Annotated in this window: 13 protein-coding genes; 4 read left to right on the top strand and 9 right to left on the bottom strand. The window is 45.1% G+C overall.

Annotation, left to right across the window (positions count from 1 at the left end; translation table 11 throughout):
- Window positions 1-423: 423 nt before the first annotated feature.
- The gene (locus L5M10_RS00810; protein WP_263146417.1) at window positions 424-1,632 is read left to right on the top strand and encodes an MFS transporter; all 1,209 of its coding nucleotides are present in this window, start codon (window positions 424-426) and stop codon (window positions 1,630-1,632) included.
- 144 nt (window positions 1,633-1,776) lie between these two features.
- Complete coding sequence (locus L5M10_RS00805) at window positions 1,777-2,616, top strand: TIGR03899 family protein (RefSeq protein WP_198571838.1); 840 nt, start codon at window positions 1,777-1,779, stop codon at window positions 2,614-2,616.
- Between the two features lie 102 nt (window positions 2,617-2,718).
- Here the strand turns inward: L5M10_RS00805 and cysC are convergent, their stop codons facing one another.
- The 5 genes from cysC to cobA all read right to left on the bottom strand — a co-directional run bounded on the left by cysC (window position 2,719) and on the right by cobA (window position 8,496).
- Entirely contained in the window at window positions 2,719-3,336 is a 618-nt protein-coding gene (gene cysC, locus L5M10_RS00800) for an adenylyl-sulfate kinase (protein WP_105251589.1), read from the bottom strand.
- Window positions 3,337-3,400: 64 nt separating this feature from the next.
- Window positions 3,401-5,125 (bottom strand): SLC13 family permease, encoded by a 1,725-nt coding sequence (locus L5M10_RS00795; protein WP_263146420.1) that lies wholly within the window; start codon window positions 5,123-5,125, stop codon window positions 3,401-3,403.
- 3 nt (window positions 5,126-5,128) lie between these two features.
- The gene (cysN, locus tag L5M10_RS00790; protein ID WP_219233805.1) at window positions 5,129-6,571 is read right to left on the bottom strand and encodes a sulfate adenylyltransferase subunit CysN; all 1,443 of its coding nucleotides are present in this window, start codon (window positions 6,569-6,571) and stop codon (window positions 5,129-5,131) included.
- Between the two features lie 82 nt (window positions 6,572-6,653).
- Window positions 6,654-7,562: a sulfate adenylyltransferase subunit CysD gene (gene cysD, locus L5M10_RS00785; RefSeq protein WP_263146422.1), complete on the bottom strand. Its 909-nt coding sequence runs from the start codon at window positions 7,560-7,562 to the stop codon at window positions 6,654-6,656.
- Window positions 7,563-7,653: 91 nt separating this feature from the next.
- Window positions 7,654-8,496 (bottom strand): uroporphyrinogen-III C-methyltransferase, encoded by an 843-nt coding sequence (gene cobA, locus L5M10_RS00780; protein ID WP_173496781.1) that lies wholly within the window; start codon window positions 8,494-8,496, stop codon window positions 7,654-7,656.
- 441 nt (window positions 8,497-8,937) lie between these two features.
- On the opposite strand from cobA, the gene L5M10_RS00775 reads away from it, so the two are divergent.
- Together L5M10_RS00775 and L5M10_RS00770 are read left to right on the top strand one after the other, a co-directional pair.
- Entirely contained in the window at window positions 8,938-9,822 is an 885-nt protein-coding gene (locus L5M10_RS00775) for a phospholipase A (protein WP_113939007.1), read from the top strand.
- A gap of 233 nt (window positions 9,823-10,055) precedes the next feature.
- Window positions 10,056-11,612, top strand: coding sequence for a S41 family peptidase (locus tag L5M10_RS00770; RefSeq protein WP_263146426.1), 1,557 nt, complete (start codon window positions 10,056-10,058; stop codon window positions 11,610-11,612).
- 61 nt (window positions 11,613-11,673) lie between these two features.
- On the opposite strand, the gene L5M10_RS00765 is transcribed toward L5M10_RS00770, so the two are convergent.
- From L5M10_RS00765 to cysI, 4 genes are all read right to left on the bottom strand, one after another.
- Window positions 11,674-13,410, bottom strand: coding sequence for a hypothetical protein (locus L5M10_RS00765; protein ID WP_263146428.1), 1,737 nt, complete (start codon window positions 13,408-13,410; stop codon window positions 11,674-11,676).
- A 402-nt stretch (window positions 13,411-13,812) separates the two neighbouring features.
- Complete coding sequence (mtgA, locus tag L5M10_RS00760; RefSeq protein WP_263146432.1) at window positions 13,813-14,598, bottom strand: monofunctional biosynthetic peptidoglycan transglycosylase; 786 nt, start codon at window positions 14,596-14,598, stop codon at window positions 13,813-13,815.
- 754 nt (window positions 14,599-15,352) lie between these two features.
- Window positions 15,353-16,135: a phosphoadenylyl-sulfate reductase gene (locus tag L5M10_RS00755; RefSeq protein WP_263146435.1), complete on the bottom strand. Its 783-nt coding sequence runs from the start codon at window positions 16,133-16,135 to the stop codon at window positions 15,353-15,355.
- The gene (gene cysI / locus L5M10_RS00750) at window positions 16,128-17,825 is read right to left on the bottom strand and encodes an assimilatory sulfite reductase (NADPH) hemoprotein subunit (protein WP_113939010.1); all 1,698 of its coding nucleotides are present in this window, start codon (window positions 17,823-17,825) and stop codon (window positions 16,128-16,130) included. The genes L5M10_RS00755 and cysI overlap by 8 nt, the downstream gene beginning before the upstream one ends.
- Between the last annotated feature and the right edge of the window lie 32 nt (window positions 17,826-17,857).

Raw genomic sequence — 17,857 nt, 5'->3', positions numbered from 1 at the left:
GTGCAGGCGACTTAATTTCGACTCTCTATGCCCGTTTGGCATATCAAATGACATCACAACGCTCAGACTAAATGCGCTAAAAGTAGCAATGGACACCCAGAGTCATTGGCATTCCAGTGGAATTTAACTTGGTATGCAAAAGTAAAATGACAATTATGATATTTCATACTAGGTGATTTACCCGCCAATTTACATGAAATAGATCACAGGCTTAGCGCCAAACACCCCAAGTATATGCGGTAGTTTTAACTGCCTCACAAAAATAACGCCTTAGGTATATTCTCGCTTTAGCGTCTTTGTAACCGAGGGAGTTAATTCGCCTAAACATTGTTACAAAATTGAAAGGGATAAGTCACACCTTATATAGCCAACCTAAGAAAAAAGCATTAGCATTTGAACACTTATCGCCTGAGTCCCTTATCCATGAAAGCTATTCAAGCAAAAGATCCTAAAACACTCTTGCTGTGGATGACCTTTGTTATGTCACTCGTGTTTGCCGTTTGGCAGGCATTGCTCAACAACTTCGTGATTGAGAAAGCCCAATTCACTGGTGCTGAAATCGGCATGTTACAAAGCCTGCGCGAAATCCCCGGCTTCTTGGCTTTTACGGCAATTTTTGTGCTGCTGCTCATTCGAGAACAAGCCTTCGCCCTGCTCTCGCTCGCCATTTTATGTATCGGCGTAGCGGTAACAGGTTTCTTTCCTCAGGTCATAGGCCTGTATCTAACGACTGTGTTGATGTCTGTCGGGTTTCACTATTTTGAAACCATCAACCAATCGCTAACGCTGCAATGGGTCGATAAAAAAGACGCGGCTGGATTTATGGGGAAAGCACTGGCGTGGCGTTCGGCGGCCGCTTTAGTCGGTTATGCCAGCATTTGGCTAGTAATGACTTGGTTGAAGCTAGACTACCTGCATATGTATTTGATTATAGGCGTATTAGGTCTCATCATTGTGCTAACCATAACATGGTATTACCCCAAGTTTGAGACAACGGAAATACAACACAAAAAAATCATACTGCGTAAACGCTATTGGCTCTATTACCTGCTCACCTTTTTTTCAGGTGCGAGGCGGCAAATCTTTATGGTATTTGCGGGCTTTATGATGGTTGAAAAGTTTGGTTATAGCGTCAGTGAAATCACTGCGCTGTTCTTAATCAACTATGCCGTTAATCTACTGTTTGCGCCTGCTATTGGTCGTTTGATTGGACGTATTGGTGAGCGTAATGCGCTTACTGTGGAATATATTGGACTCATCTTAGTCTTTATCAGCTATGCCCTAGTCGAACAAGCCCATATGGCGGCAGCACTCTACGTCATCGATCATTTACTGTTTGCGATGGCAATTGCGATGAAAACCTATTTTCAAAAAATCGCCGACAGCAAAGACATTGCCGCCACTATGTCAGTCAGTTTCACCATAAACCACATAGCCGCAGTGATTATTCCTGTACTTTTGGGCTTATTATGGTTAACCGATCCCGCCTTTGTATTTTACATAGGGGCGGGCTTTGCCGTATGTTCGTTACTGCTAGCGCTGAATGTTCCGCGCCATCCTGAACCGGGTAATGAAACCTTATGGTCTTGGCCAACTAAAAGTGCGAAATCAATCGCTAAAGTCGTTAAATAAAACGGCATAATAACGAACCAAAGAATTGGCTTAACGAGATGCTCAAACTAAAGAGATGATCATCTAAAGTAAGCTACAACCGAATGTAAGAGTTCACTAAACCCTCACCTCAACCACAGTGTAGGCTCAAGGATTAATAACGCGATGAAGGATTCAGATATTTTACTGTTGGCAGAAGAAGGCGAGTCAGCATCCGAGGTATCCGCTCGCAAAAAAGCCCTGCTACTTGGTCGCCAATTAGGGCTCGCCAGTGAGCAAGAATATCGCCCTGCGAACGCCTCAATTGCCGAGCGAGCTCAACATAGAGCACGAAAGTTATCGAGCGAATATCAGGCCAATGTGGAAACCATTTTTGCCTTAGCCCTCAGTTATACCCACTCAGATGTCACTGGGGTCGATCTTGATCCCGATTGGAGCCATCAATTTTTCTTGATGGCGGAACAAATCCATAACCGTAAGATGCAAGATTTGTGGGCTCGGATATTGTCGAGCGAAATAGTGAATCCGGGAAACTTCAGTCTACGTACCCTAGCGCTGCTCAAGCAACTGACTCACAGAGAAGCACAAATTCTTGAAAAAGCCCTTGGCATGGCGGCTAAGGTAAATAACGAGCAGCGCCTAAAACTCATCAGTGGCTACCGCTTGTCAGGTGGGATTGGCCAGTATTTCCGTAAAAGCACCTCAGTCAATTTAGGCTTATCCCAGTTTGGGCTACCTTATTCCAGTATTTTGACCTTAGTCGATGCGGGAATACTTCACAGCAGTGAGTTCGAAACCGGCCTACTCAATAACAAAACACCGATTCAATTTGCCCTACAAGGCATACAAATGAAGCTTACGCCCAAGAGCGGTAATCTGCTTTTTAGCTATTATCGCTTAACACCGATTGGTGATGAACTCGCCCAACTCGTGCAACCTAAGCCGGATCAAGAATACTTGAAGGCTCTGCAGCTCTTATTTGCTAAAGACTTTAAAATAGAATAATGCTCACGCCATAAAAAATTATGAATCAATGGTATAGGCGGTAAAGCCCGGGAATAACAAAGGAGCCTAAAGGCTCCTTTTAAGCAAGATAAGGGCTAAATGTTAAGCTAGCGCTTTTGCCTTATCGGCATTGATAACATTGATTGCCGTCAGATAATCAATTAAGGCGCGTACTTGAGTCACTAAATCGCCTTTGCTGGTATCTATGGTTAACTCGGCGGCCAATGGCGCTTCATAGGGTGATGAAATACCAGTGAAATTGCTAATCTCGCCACTGCGCGCTTTCACATATAACCCCTTAGGGTCACGCTGCTCGCACACACTCAAAGGCGTAGCTACATGCACTTCAATAAACTGCCCCGCAGGAAAACGGGCACGAATACCATCACGTTCTTCACGGGTCGGTGATATAAATGCCGATAACACCACAAGCCCCGCATCCACCATCAATTTAGCCACTTCACCCACACGACGCAGGTTCTCATCACGGTCTTCAACCGTAAACCCTAAATCTTTACACAGGCCATGGCGCACATTATCACCATCGAGTAAATAAGTGTGGAATCCCGCCTCAAATAACGCCCGCTCTAATGCACCCGCCAGTGTTGACTTGCCCGCGCCAGAAAGTCCGGTAAACCAAAGTAGTACCGGGTTTTGGCCTTTCTGCTCGGCTCTGGCGGCTTGGTCTACAGGATGTTGATGCCACACGATATTTGTCATAAAAACTCCTCAATCCCCATGTTGACTAACCGCTAACATAAGGGCAATAAACTCAAGCTAATCACTAAAATGGAAAGATGATCGGCACCATAAATATCACTATCAGGGAATAAAGCACAGATAACGGCAATCCAAGGCGGACAAAGTCACTGAAGCGATAATTACCCGCATTAAATACCATCAAATTGGTCTGATAGCCGTAGGGTGAAATAAAGCTCGCGCTGGCACCAAAGACAACGGCCATAATAAAGGGCCTTGCATCGACACCGTAATTAAGCGCAATCGCGTAAGCGATAGGAAACGCCAGCGCCGCCGCTGCGTTATTGGTCACCAGTTCAGTCAGCAATAAAGTCATTAAATACACGCCGACAAAAGCGCCAAATACCCCATAACCGTTAATAACTGAGAGTAATCCTTGGGCTAAACTGTTCGCAAGGCCTGTACTCATCATCAAGTTGGCAAGCCCTAATGCACTCCCCACGATCACCACTAATTCCAATGGGAAACGGCGTTTAAGCTCAGCCAGTGTGACTGCGCCTATGGCAAAATAACTGAGCAGCAATATCACTAAACCCTTAGCCAAGGGTAATATGCCAGTGACACTCAGGATGATCGTTGCCGCAAAGCCCAGCAATACCCAACGACCACGACGACTGTCCAGACGCACATTCAAATCTAAGCCGCTAATCGCCGCAAATTCTGAACTTAATTTTGCGCTATTGCTAAAACCATCACCTGGCGTCAATAACAACACATCACCGGGTTGCAGAATAATGTCACCGAGTCCGCCCTTCAGCGGATGATTTCCGCGGCGAATGGCCATCACAGCCGCATCAAATTGCTCACGAAAACGCGATGCTTTCAACGAACTGCCCACTAAACTGGATGACGGTGCGAGTACAGCTTCAACTAAATTTTGTCCTTTGGCTTGATGTTTACCAAACCAATCTAAACCATCGAATTGGTGCAATAACTCAACCGATTCCACCGCGCCACTAAAGCGCAGCACGTCGTCCGCTTGCAACACTAACTGGGGCGGCACAGGGCAAATACAAATGCCACTGCGTTCTAATTCAACCAGATATAACTTTTTCAGCGCCCTAAGTTTATTATCCACCACACTGCGACCGACCAAGGACGAACCTTTCGCCACATGGGCTTCGAGCAAATATGGCAGCGCTTCTTCACCTGATTCTTCCCGTCTGTCGGGCAGAATGTTCGCCAGTAAGGTCAGTAACAAGATGCCTGCGACGACGATCACCACTGCAACTGGTGTAAACTCGAAGAACCCTAAGGCGGGTAAGCCGGCGTTTTCCACAAAGGAGTTCACAATCAAGTTGGTCGAGGTACCAATCAGGGTCAGTGTGCCACCTAAAATTGCCGCATAATTTAACGGCAATAATAACTTAGCCGGCGCGTGTGCCTGATTGCGGCGCACAACACCAATCAGTGATGCCACAACTGCAGTGTTATTGGTAAATGACGACAGTAAAGCCGTCGAAAAACCGAGCTTTGCGATTGTCATAGGCAAAGAACTATTGCCTATGACTTGACTCAACTTTCCCAGCAGGGACGTTTTTTCTAATGCTGTCGCGGCCAACACCAACAGGACAAGCGTGACTAAGCCAATATTGGTAAAGCTTGTTAATGCGGTATCGAGCGCAACCATGCCAAGCAAATAACAGAGCAAAAATGCAAATAAAAACAATACCGCTGGATTGATACGGCCACTAATTAAGCCAGCCACAAGCCCTATCAAAATAATCGCTAATAGCCACAAGTCACTCACAAATTAAGCTCCAAGCTTAGTGATATCTATCGCTTGCCAATGGGGGAAGTGTTTACGCACTAAGGCATTAAACTCGACTTCAAAGGCACTAAATTGTGATGCTGTTTGCTTGTTAACATGTTGACCCGACACCACCATAACCGCGGCAACCGTCGCATTACTCAGGCGGTCGATTAAGATCATTCCGCCGGTATCGCGTACTAACGAATATGCATCAAACACTATGTCTTCGGTCAGTTCTAAGGTCACACGCGCAATGGCGTTTAACCCAAGAGTGTCCGTCGCACTGCGTGCTAAGGTATTAACGTCAACCACATAATCGATAGCAGTCACAGAGGCTTGCGTCTTCTTACCGGCCACTTTGATGTCGTATAACTGACCAAGTTGTAATGGCTTTTCATCCATCCACACTATGTCAGCGCTGATCACGTTAGCGACGGCTGGCGCAGAATCGGGTTTTGCCAGTAAATCGCCACGGGAAATATCAATTTCATCTTCCAGCGTGATAGTCACAGCTTGGCCTGCAACCGCTTCTTGTATGTCACCATCGAAGGTCACAATACGTTCAACCTTGCTGCGTTTGCCCGATGGCAAAGCGACTAACTCGTCGCCGACATTAATGATGCCAGAGGCTAAAGTGCCCGCAAAACCGCGAAAATCTAAGTGAGGGCGCGACACATATTGCACAGGGAAACGCACAGGCAATGAGCTGAGTTCACGCTGAGTATCAATGGTTTCTAACAGTTCAAGCAGTGTACCGCCTTGATACCAAGGGCTTTGGGTGCTGCGCTCAACCACGTTGTCACCATTAAGCGCCGATAACGGCACAAAGTGGATATCGAGATTACCGAAATCTTTAACAAAATCCGTAAAATCGGCACGAATACGGTTGAATACTTGCTCGTCAAACCCAAGCAAATCCATCTTATTCACGGCCACAACAAAGTGACGAATACCCAGTAATGACGCGATAAACGCATGGCGCTTAGTCTGAGTCTGCACGCCGTAGCGGGCATCGACTAAAATCACCGCTAAATCACAGGTTGATGCACCCGTTGCCATGTTGCGAGTGTACTGCTCATGCCCTGGCGTATCGGCGATGATGAACTTGCGCTTATCACTTGAAAAATAACGATAAGCCACATCGATAGTGATGCCCTGCTCGCGCTCAGCTTGTAGGCCATCCACCAGTAAGGCTAAGTCAATGGCTTCACCTGTGGTGCCCATCTTAGCGCTGTCGCTCTTTAGGCTCGCTAATTGATCTTCATAGATCTGGGCGCTGTCGTGTAACAGACGGCCGATTAAGGTACTTTTACCATCGTCAACACTGCCACAGGTTAAAAAACGCAGTAAGCCTTTGTGTTGCTGCAGGGCTAGATATTCTTTCACACCATGGAGGGTAATTTCTGCCGCCATGAGATTGGTTTTATTGACCGCTTTGTCCATCATATTCTCACTCTTGATCTGCTTGGCTGAAGATCGCGCTGATTAGCGCCACCTTCGCGAAATAGGGTTAACCCTGTAGAGATTAGAAGTAGCCTTGACGCTTCTTCTGCTCCATAGAGGCGCTTTGATCTGAGTCGATCAATCGGCCCTGACGTTCGCTCGAACGGGTTAACAGCATTTCTTCAATAATCTTTTCTAGACTGTCGGCCTCAGAATACATGGCGGCCGTGAGTGGGTAGCAACCTAAGGTTCTAAAACGCACCACTGCTTCTTTAATCTGCTCGCCCTCGGCTAACTTCATCCGCTCGTCATCGGCCATGATTAACTGACCACCGCGCTCAACCACTTTACGTTTAGCAGCAAAGTACAAAGGCACTAACTCAATGTTTTCTTGATAAATATATTGCCAAATATCCAGCTCAGTCCAGTTAGATAATGGGAACACGCGAATACTTTCGCCCTTGTTCACTGCGCCGTTATAGGTGCGCCATAATTCTGGACGTTGGTTTTTAGGGTCCCATCTGTGGTGACGGTCGCGGAAGGAATACACGCGCTCTTTGGCGCGGGATTTTTCTTCATCGCGGCGAGCCCCACCGAAAGCCGCATCGAAACCATATTGGTTAAGTGCTTGCTTTAAACCTTGGGTTTTCATGATGTCAGTGTGTTTCGCACTACCATGGTCGAAGGGGTTAATTCCCTGCGCCAAACCTTCTGAGTTGATGTGCGTCAGTAACTCGAAGCCAAATTTCTTTGCCTGCACATCACGAAACGCGATCATCTCTTTGAATTTCCAACCTGTATCGACATGCAGTAGCGGGAATGGGATCTTGCCTGGATAAAAGGCTTTACGTGCTAAATGCAACATAACGGAAGAATCTTTCCCGATGGAATACAACATCACAGGATTATCGAATTCGGCTGCAACTTCACGAATGATCTGGATGCTCTCAGCTTCCAGTTGTTGTAAGTGGCTTAGTTCACGCCCGGCCATACTATTCTCCGTTACCTTAAATTCGCCGTGTTACCACAGCATGGATTAGCTTAATTTGTTTAACTGCTTAATAGCTTTAACTGTTTACGGCTTAGCTTATCGACGCGCCCGAGACTCTAACCGATTGAGTCTGTTCATCGCTGACCTGAGTCGATTCAATCGCTTCAGGTTTGAACCAATGCAAGGTGTCACTCAGCGTGACAACTTCACCTATGATCATCAAAGCTGGCATTTGTAATTCTGGATCGGCGGCAAGCTGTTCAAGCTCACCTAAACGGCCGATAAAACGACGTTGCTCTTTAGTGGTTGCCTTTGACACTATCGCCACGGGCGTTTCAGGGCTTCGGCCCGCATCGACTAGACCTTGACGAATAATGCCTGCGTTCAGAATCCCCATATACACGACTAAGGTATTGTTAGGATTAGCATAACCTTGCCAATCCATAGGACGACTCTCTAACTGACAATGGCCAGTGATAAAAGTGACGCCTTGGGCATGGTCTCTGTGGGTTAGGGGTATTCCCGCATAGGCTGACGTGCCGCTGGCAGCGGTAATGCCGGGAACGACTTCAAACTCAACCCCAGCTTCAACTAAAGTTTGTAACTCTTCGCCCCCGCGACCGAAAATAAAAGGATCGCCACCTTTAAGGCGCACCACATTTTTACGGGTGTAGGCTTTAGTGACAAGTAACTGATTAATCTCGTCCTGTGCGGCGCTATGCTTGCCCGCACGTTTACCTACGGCAATCTTCTCAGCGTCTTTGGGAATAAGATCGAGGATATCTTGGCTGACTAAAGCATCGTATAGCACTGCATCAGCGGTTTTAAGGATGCGCCATGCCTTTAACGTCAATAACTCAACGTCGCCGGGACCGGCACCCACCAGCCAGACTTTGCCTTTGGCCGCTTGGCCCGGTAAAGAGAAAATTTCCATCAGAATCCCCAAGATCACTTTAGTCTGTAGAAATATAGCGCGTCTTATATTCCATAATAAATAGATAATTATTAGTTTTTATATCATTTAGATATAAAAGAATGAGTAACCACTCACTTAAAGTGGGGAAAACCTTGGGTTTCAAAATCAAAAATGCCCTAAATCCAAGTTAACCCATTGAAATAAAAATGACTTAATAAGATTAAGCGAATTGCATCAAAATAATTTCTGTCCGCTAAGTGCATGATTTTGGCACTATGTTATTGCCAAAAATTCTACCTAAACATGTCTCTATGGGACTAAAAATGGCTGACTACAAGATTTGTCATTAAGTGACACCGGATTTTTCCATAACCATAAATTCACTTTCTAATGTTAAGCTGGAAATAACTATCTTGTTGAGTACGACTGACAAATAAATAAACACATCAAGGAGGGCAGATGAAACCACTTTACTCAGGTATTGCATTGGCAGGGCTATTAGCCTGTACGGACATAAATGCCGAAGAATCATTAGTCAAAGGAAGAGTAAAAGATGAACTTGCCACGGCGGATCTACCTTTTGTGATTACGCCACATAAAGTGAATTACCTTTTACCAGTCACCTACAGCCCAGATCCCAACATGGCACCTTTCACCGAAGATGCAATACTCAACCCCTATTCATTAGATGAGTTTGAGGCTAAGTTCCAAATCAGTTTTAAATTTCCTATTTGGTACAATGTGTTTGGTGATAATGGCCATTTATTTTTTGCTTACACCAATCAATCCTATTGGCAGGTTTATAACAAAGACACTTCATCGCCTTTTAGGGAAACCAATCACGAACCTGAAGTTTTTATGCTGTTTAATAACGATTGGAAAATTGGCAGTGTGACCAATTCCTTTTGGGGATTTGGTGCCGTACATCAATCGAATGGTAAAGCAGGGCCACTTTCCCGCAGTTGGAATCGACTCTATGCCACTATGATTTTTGATGCAGGCCCACTCGCCTTCTCCACCAAAGTGTGGTGGCGTATTCCTGAAGATGAAAAGACAGATCCATATAAAGCCAGCGGCGACGATAACCCTAATATTGATGACTATATAGGTAAAGCAGAGTTTATTGGCGTTTATGGTATCGATGAACATAGATTCACTTTAACCGTTAAAACGAATCTAGAAGATATCGACAGAGGCTCAGCAGAACTGACTTGGAGTCATCCTATCGTCGGCAACTTACGCTTTTATACTCAATACTTTAATGGTTATGGCGAAAGCCTAATCGATTACAACTATCACAATCAACGTATTGGTATCGGAATTTCACTCAACGATATTCTTTAAGAAAGATATACCCACTTGATCCCGCTATTTAAGATTGTTTGGGTATATAAAGTGACTAAGTACAAAAATCGACCATAATTTGCTGCTAATCTACCAAACCTGCTGCTAAATTGCTCAGATGGACCTGAGTTTATGGCTCAGCGGGACGATTTACATTGATCCGAATGGCATTTAAGCCGATAGTCGCACACCTTTTTGTGCCCTGAAGCAGAGCCTTAACATCATGGAGGAATATGAGTTTTAGCTACCGCAGCATAGTCATGCTACTCAGTGTCATTATTTTCGCGAGCTTACTTAAGCTCGCGTTTTTCGCTGTGCCAAAAGATAGCGCTGCACCAGTGCTGAATGCACAAGAGGTACGCCAAGATCTCTATGCCTTATTGGATCAAATCGAGCAACACTCAGCGTTTTATGCCTTAACGGCCGACAAAGCCAACCCGCAGCTTAAATTTATGGCTAGCCTTATTGTTGAACAGTATCAAGATATTACTCCCAATGATCGCTTTGCTGCTGAAGTCACTAAATTACTCAATACCCTCAAAGATCCAGGCGCTCAAGTGCATAACTTCGATGATCAAAGCGGCGATCTCCCGTTAACGCTAAGGCCAGTCAACGACCAATGGTTAGCCTTGGATAACGGTAATAATCCAGTCAACAACGACTTCCCCTTTATCACTCATATCGATGGTTTACCTATGAGCAAATGGGTAGCGACCAGCCAAGCCTACTTACCTGAGCCGGCAAAACAGAGCCAAGAAATGCAGTTACCTTGGCTGAAAAAACTTAACCTACTGCGCGAAGACTTAGGACTCAGCATAAAGCCCTATGTAGTCATTACGCTAATTAATGATGACCTGCAAAGCCAGCAGGTGACTCTCGCCCTGCCAAGCCATAAACCGCAAGTTCAATTAGCAACTATCAGTGAAAAAGACGAGACTCAAGATATTAATGTGCTCGAGTTTATTAACCAATTATCTCAATTTGAACGCACCGAATTTCAAGACATGCCAAATCAATTAGAGACGGTCAACAATACGACGGTCAAACTTAAGATCAGCGATCTCTACGCCTTTGAATTAGATAAAGAACAACAGCAAGAACTGCTCAAAGGCATGACACATCCATTACTGATCATTGATTTACGTGATGCCAGTGGCTTTAGTCCGAAATTATTGACTATGCTGTCGCGATATCAAGATGCGGATTTAAATAACACTTTAGCACCTAACGTGATGGGATTTGCGCACTATCGCCGCTCACCAGAGCTGAGAAATGACTATCTACAGCCGCTCAATTTTATGCCTCTGGATGCGTTAGAGTACAGTCAACCTAAGCTCAAATCTCTCACCCGTAACTTACCCTCTGTCGATAAAGAGAAATTCAGCCCTTGGTATGTTCGCACTAAGCCTGCGGTGGCTCCTGAAGGGCGAAATCGCTTAGCTCTACTCGTGAGTCCCCATTGTCGCCAAGAATGCGAGTGGATTGCCTATCGTACTAAATCTTGGTCTAGGGCAAATTTGATTGGTGAAAAAACCTCAGGCGACTTTGCACGTCAGTATCATTTCAAACTGCCAAACAGTGGATTAAACATAAGATTCAGCAGTTCGTTAACCTATGATGCACAGGGGCAACTCCTGTCCGGTATCGGGACTGAACCGGATATTTTGCTCCCTCAGAACAGTGATATTCAATGGCAAGGGCTCGTTAGTTTAATGCGCTCCGCCAAGCCAAAAGCACAACTTGTACTGCCAGCACAGCACACTAAGTTGGCTCAAGCTAAGCTAAATTAAGCCAAAAAAAGAGCCAGCAATCTGCAGGCTCTTTTAAAGCAAATATGAGTTTACTAACGCATTACTTCTTTTCAGTCGCTTTAGAATTGGCGACTGAACCTATGACCAAGCCTTGCTTATTCACATCAAAGCTCATTTGAACTCGCATGTTGTAATCTTTAAGCATTTGCATTTCTTCAGGGATCGGCTCACCGCTCATTTCTAACAGTGTAAGCACTGGCGTAAACATCTTGCCGTAATCAGCAGACAAGCTGTACATGCCATTCGCTGACAGTTTCTCGCCTGCTAATTTGTTGGCTAAAGCTAAGCCTTTATCACCGCTATACACCACTAAATGTTGACCTTTAATCGCCAGCATTGGCTTAACACCTAACTCTGGAGGCAACATCAATATTGGAGATAAATCAGTAGCATCGCCGTTATCGGCTAATTGCACTTCAGCCAGCATAGGGGCGAAAGGTTTGACCATATTGAACAACATGGATGGGTTTTCGGCGCTAAGGCTGACTAAAGCATCTAAGCTTTCTAACTTAGGCTCTTGATCTTGTGTGCTCATTTTAAAATCGAGCAATGAAACGCTCATGCCTTTCACACCGTTAGCCATGCCAGTAAACATGCCTAGCATAGCAGGGCTCTGTTGGCTCAACTCAGCCTGCAACTCTGCCAATGGTGTACAGGTCAGTTGTGGCTTTTGCAGATCATCCCAAATAGCCGTTAATGAAGGGGTAATTTCATTGATATCTAGACCTATTCCCATGGAGAAGATAGTGCTGTCGATATCCGCCAGATGCGATGGAATAAAACCACGCATCTTTTGCATTGCCGCAAGAATAGGTTGATTCTTCGTTTCGACAACAAATGAAGCCGCCATATGGCTTTCTTTTTCAGTCACAGAAAACGCCGTTAAACCAGCAACGGTACGCGGCCAGTTAGCGGCAATCGCAGTCAGTTCGGTACGACATTCTGGTGTTCTGATTTGAGCTAATGGATCTTCACCCTCACTTTCATCAGCAAAAAATTGAGTCAGTTGCTTAGCTAGCATATTGCTATCTGCAGAGGTCAATGCCTTTACAATTTCCACATGGTTAATAAAGCTAATGCTGTCATCTTTAAAACCATGGGTCTTAATAATATCTTCTAATATGCCAGAAGCGGCTAATGACTGCGGCGCCTTCTTAATACCAAATGCCATTTCTAATAACTCAGGCTCGGTAATAGAGGTGCTGAAAGTCATCGTTAATATGCCATCTTTCTGGGCAAATAACAGTTCAGCTTTCTCTGCTGAGCTTTCATCCGATAGTGCATAAGCGCGATAATCAACATCGCCCACTTTACGCATTTCGTGGGTTACACCACTGTCTTTTTCGGCTTTATCTAATACAGCCCAAAATGCTTCAGCCTGATTAACATCAATCTTTAATACTGGCAAAGCACCTAAAGTATAAATATAAGGTTTAACTTCATCGGGGAAACCGAAGGTTTTTAACAGTAAGGCAGGATCTTTCATCCCATCCATATACTGCTGATAAATACTAACGAAGAACTTGCCCATAGGGCTATCCTGCACACCGAGTTCATCAAGCGTGTTACTTGGATATTGCTGATAATTTCCAGAAATAGACTGTAAATACGCTTTTAACGGGAAGGGTTTTAACTGGCCCGAAAATATCGGCGTATCGGCAGGCACATAGTCGAGCAAAGGATTAGCAGAGGCACTAGAACCCGCGCCATTCTGCATATACCAATAACCACCAGCACCTGCTGCAATAATTGCCGCGGCAATCACAATCTTTTTCATTTAAGAAACTCCATTTAATGACATTCAATTTTATGAAAACAATACCTAAAGAACTCACCTTAGGTATTTAAATATTTATCCGCTCTTACATATCCCTTACGCAGATAATGCAAAATCAGAAAACACAACAACTCAGCCCTACGCAATACAAACCCAGTTTAAAATGCTTAGGCTAAGCGAAACTAAGGTATAAAATTTTCCCGATAATTTAACATTAAACCGACACAGAAGCGAACAGGATAGGAGTTCGCAGCATTAAAAACGCATTAGAATTAACGTTTATTAAACATAACTCCAATCTTATTTCAATTCGGTAATAAAACATCTCAAAGTCATCGACGATTAAGCAAAGAACTCAATGACAAATTAAGCTCATCTCACTCAAACTACCTCACCAGAGCGTCATCGTGCTTCGTGGACTTTTTTAAGCGTGACGTCACCTAGCTGACGCATTTGCTTACGGATCCAAGCAGAGCGCTGCTGCACATACGATGACGGTGGAGACACCTTATAGCGCCAAGGATTGGGTAAAATGGCTGCGAGTAATGAGGCCTCGTATTGGGTAAGTTTTGCCGCTGACTTTCCAAAATAATGCTTTGATGCCGCTTCGGCGCCGTAAATGCCTGGGCCAAATTCTACAATATTTAAATACACTTCAAGAATACGCGACTTATCCCAAGTCAACTCCATCAATAACGTAAACCAAGCTTCCAATCCCTTACGAAAGAAACTGCGACTCGACCACATAAAAAGGTTTTTCGCCGCCTGCTGACTTAAGGTACTTGCCCCGCGGACTTTGGTACCTTTTTGGTTGTATTTCAGTGCCGAACTTATCGCGGCTAAATCGAATCCAGTATGCTCAACAAAACGTTGATCTTCCGCAGCAATCACAGCCAATTGTAATTCGGGAGAAATTTGCGCTAAATCGCGCCATTGATGCCTGATCTCACCGATAGGAGCAGGTGGAAATAAGGCACGTTCGATACGCCAAGTCCACATAAGAGGATCGACGAATCGTAGTAGGATCACTAATAAAATTGAGCAAATAAATACCCAAACTAATCCCTTAAATAACCAAGACAATAAACGACGAAAACCACGCTTTCGTCTCTGAGGTGCTGGGTCACTCGACTTATTGACACTTGGACGCCTGACATGATCTCGCATCGCATATAAAGGGGCCGTCATTTATACCATCTCATCCACACACTCTCATTTCTTGTTTCTCATCTATCCAGTCAATCCCATTACAAGGATTCTTTGGGGCAACCTAGGCTTACAGAAAATATTCTAAAGCTTTACGCGAGTTGCAAGCTGATCATGCTACGAGAGTAAAGGAAACACCAAGGATATCTTACTCGATAATCAAAGATAGGTTGAGAAATAACCATAACAAGAACAAATCACTATTGGAGATTGACTGGGGGTCGACTTAACTTGACCTCGGCAGCTTTGACGACAGCTGACCGAGGTAATGATGGCTGATTAACGAGAGCTAGCAAGTCAATCAAACTGCTTGATACTCGCAGGTGCGAGTCAGGTTTTCAACGCTTTCACTGCATCCAATCAAGCCATATCGATACACAGCAAACCCAGCCCATAAATACCGATATACAACAACTTAACCTCATAAAAGACATGAATCATGTCAATTAACGCAGTAAAACGCTTCAAAACCATCTACGGGAACTTCAAAATATAGCGCAGGCTTAACCAATGTGCATAACTCTGTGAGTAAAAATGTACAACATTTTTAGCATTTAAAAATGAATGCAAACTAACTCTATGAATATCAATCTATCTTAGTTAAATGACGCTTAAATGACATCACTTAACTTCCTCGACAATCCAGAGTATTAAATTCAATCCCACTTATCTTAAAATGATAAAAAAACGCCCCAAACTAAGTTGAGGCGTTTAATATTTAAAATCAATAAAATGACTAGATTTCGTAGTGCAGACCACACTCACGTTGTAGGCCATTAAAGCGAGTTTCTTCCTCTGTCATACCTAATTCGAGTGGTTTACTCGAATGGGTATCCCCCACAGAAACATAGCCTTGGTCCCAAAGTGGATGGTACGGCAAGTCAAATTGAGTCAGATAGAGGTGCACATCTTTATTCGACCACTCGATAATCGGCAGTAACTTAAAGCGAGTACCATGAATCGCCAGTATCGGCAACGCCTCACGGGTACTGGCTTGACTGCGTCTAAGCCCAGCAAACCAAGTGCCGACTTCAAGCTCGGCTAAAGCGCGTTGCATAGGCTCAACTTTGTTGAGACGGTTGTATTGCTCTAGCCCGTCTACCCCTTGCTCCCACAACTGACCAAAGCGTGCCTCTTGCCATGCAGATGTCATCACTGCTTGATACACTTTTAAATTCAGCGATAAACGCTCTGTCAGTTCATCGATAAACTGATAAGTCTCAGGGAATAAATAACCCGTATCCGTGAGGATAACCGGAATATTCGCCTGTGCCTGACTCACCATATGCAGCATCACTGCGGCTTGAATCCCAAAGCTTGAGGACAGCGCATGATTACCGGGCAAATAAGTTAAGCCCCATAGCACCCGCTCTTGTGCGCTTAATCCACCTAAGAACTGATTAATACGTTCAAGCTCTATCGCTTGCTCTGCCTTAGGCGCACTCAATAATGCCTTGAGTTCGGCAGCGCTGACCACAGTCGGCACTTTATCACTGGTTTTTTGCTCAATATCAGCCATGAAAATCCTTAGCGGCATCGATCACCGCCTTCACTACACCCACGCGGACGGTGAAGTTACCAAAGGTTTCGCCTGCATCACGCTCTACGGCGTAGCGGCCAAACAGGGCATCCAATTCGGCGAGAATGTCCGCCTCTTGGATATTTTCTCTGTGCATTTTGTTCAAACGAGTCCCTTCAAAACTTGCACCTAAGTACAAGTTATAACGACCCGGCGCCTTACCCACAAGCCCAATTTCAGCGGCAAATGGGCGGGCACAGCCGTTAGGACAACCCGTCATACGCACGACAATCGCTTGCTCGCTGATGCCGTGTTTTGCCTGTAGCGCATCGATATGATCGATAAACTCAGGGAAATAACGCTCGGCTTCCGCCATCGCTAATGGACATGTCGGCAACGCCACACAGGCAATCGAGTGACCGCGGGTTTGCGTCAACACTTGGCCCAGCAGACCATGTTTACGGGCTAAACCTTCAATCGTGGCTTTATCTTCTGCCGCTACACCTGCGATGATCATGTTTTGATTCGAGGTCATGCGGAAATCGCCCTTGTGGATCTTAGCAATTTCACGCAGCCCCGTTTGCAGGGTCTGGCCCGGTAAATCCTTAATGCGGCCGCTTTCGATAAATAGGGTTAAATGCCACTTACCGTCAACGCCTTCGACCCAACCATAACGGTCGCCGCGATCGCCAATCACGACATCACGCTTAGGTTCAAATTTTACTCCTGCACGCAGTTCAACTTCGGCTTTGAACTTTTCATAGCCGTGGTCAACGATTGTGTACTTAAGGCGCGAACGCTTACGATTAGAGCGATTGCCCCAGTCGCGTTGCACTGTCATGACAGCTTCAGCAAACTTCATCACGTCTTCAGTTTTGATAAAACCAAAGTCGTCAGCCAGGCGTGGAAAGGTTTCTACTTCGCCATGGGTCGAGCCCATGCCGCCGCCCGCCGTTAAGTTAAAGCCAACTAGCTCGCCGTTTTCGGCAACAGCAATAAAGCCTAAATCGTTAGTGTAAACGTCAACATCGTTATCGGGAGGAACCGCAACCGCCATTTTGAACTTACGTGGCAGATAGGTTTTGCCATACACAGGTTCGACGGTTTCATCTTCGGTCGAAAGTAACTTTTCTTCATCTAACCAGATTTCAGCGTAGGCGCGAGTGTGTGGTAATAGATGATCTGACAGTTGTTTCGCCACCGCATAGGCCTGCTCGTGCAGTTTCGATTCCACCGGATTGGGGTTACACATGACGTTACGGTTAACGTCACCACAGGCAGCAATCGAATCCAGCGCTTCGCGATCTAAGTCTTGAATAATGGTCTTCAAGTTACGCTTAGGAATACCGTGGTATTGGAAGGTTTGGCGGGTCGTCAAACGAATACTGTTCGAGCTGGTGAGCGTCGAGGCAATTTTATCTACGCCTAACCATTGCTGCGGAGAACAAATACCGCCGGGTACACGGGCACGCAACATAAAACTATATAAAGGTTCGAGTTTTTGCTCTTTACGTTCGTTACGTAAATCGCGATCATCCTGCTGATAGAAGCCATGAAATTTGATCAGCTGCTGATCGCCGTCACTGAAACTGCCAGTCACAGAAGAATCTAAACCTTCTTTGATGGTCCCGCGCAGGTAATCACTGTCGGTCTTTAGGTATTCATTTAACGCTAACTTTTGCTCACTCATGGCAACTGCCTCTTAAAATTGGGTTCGCTGGC

Source organism: Shewanella sp. SM32, assembly GCF_025654235.1.
Classification (GTDB): Bacteria; Pseudomonadota; Gammaproteobacteria; order Enterobacterales; family Shewanellaceae; genus Shewanella; species Shewanella oncorhynchi.
The sequence above is the reverse complement of the archived record's forward strand: the minus strand, read 5'-3'. Positions and strand labels throughout refer to the sequence as shown.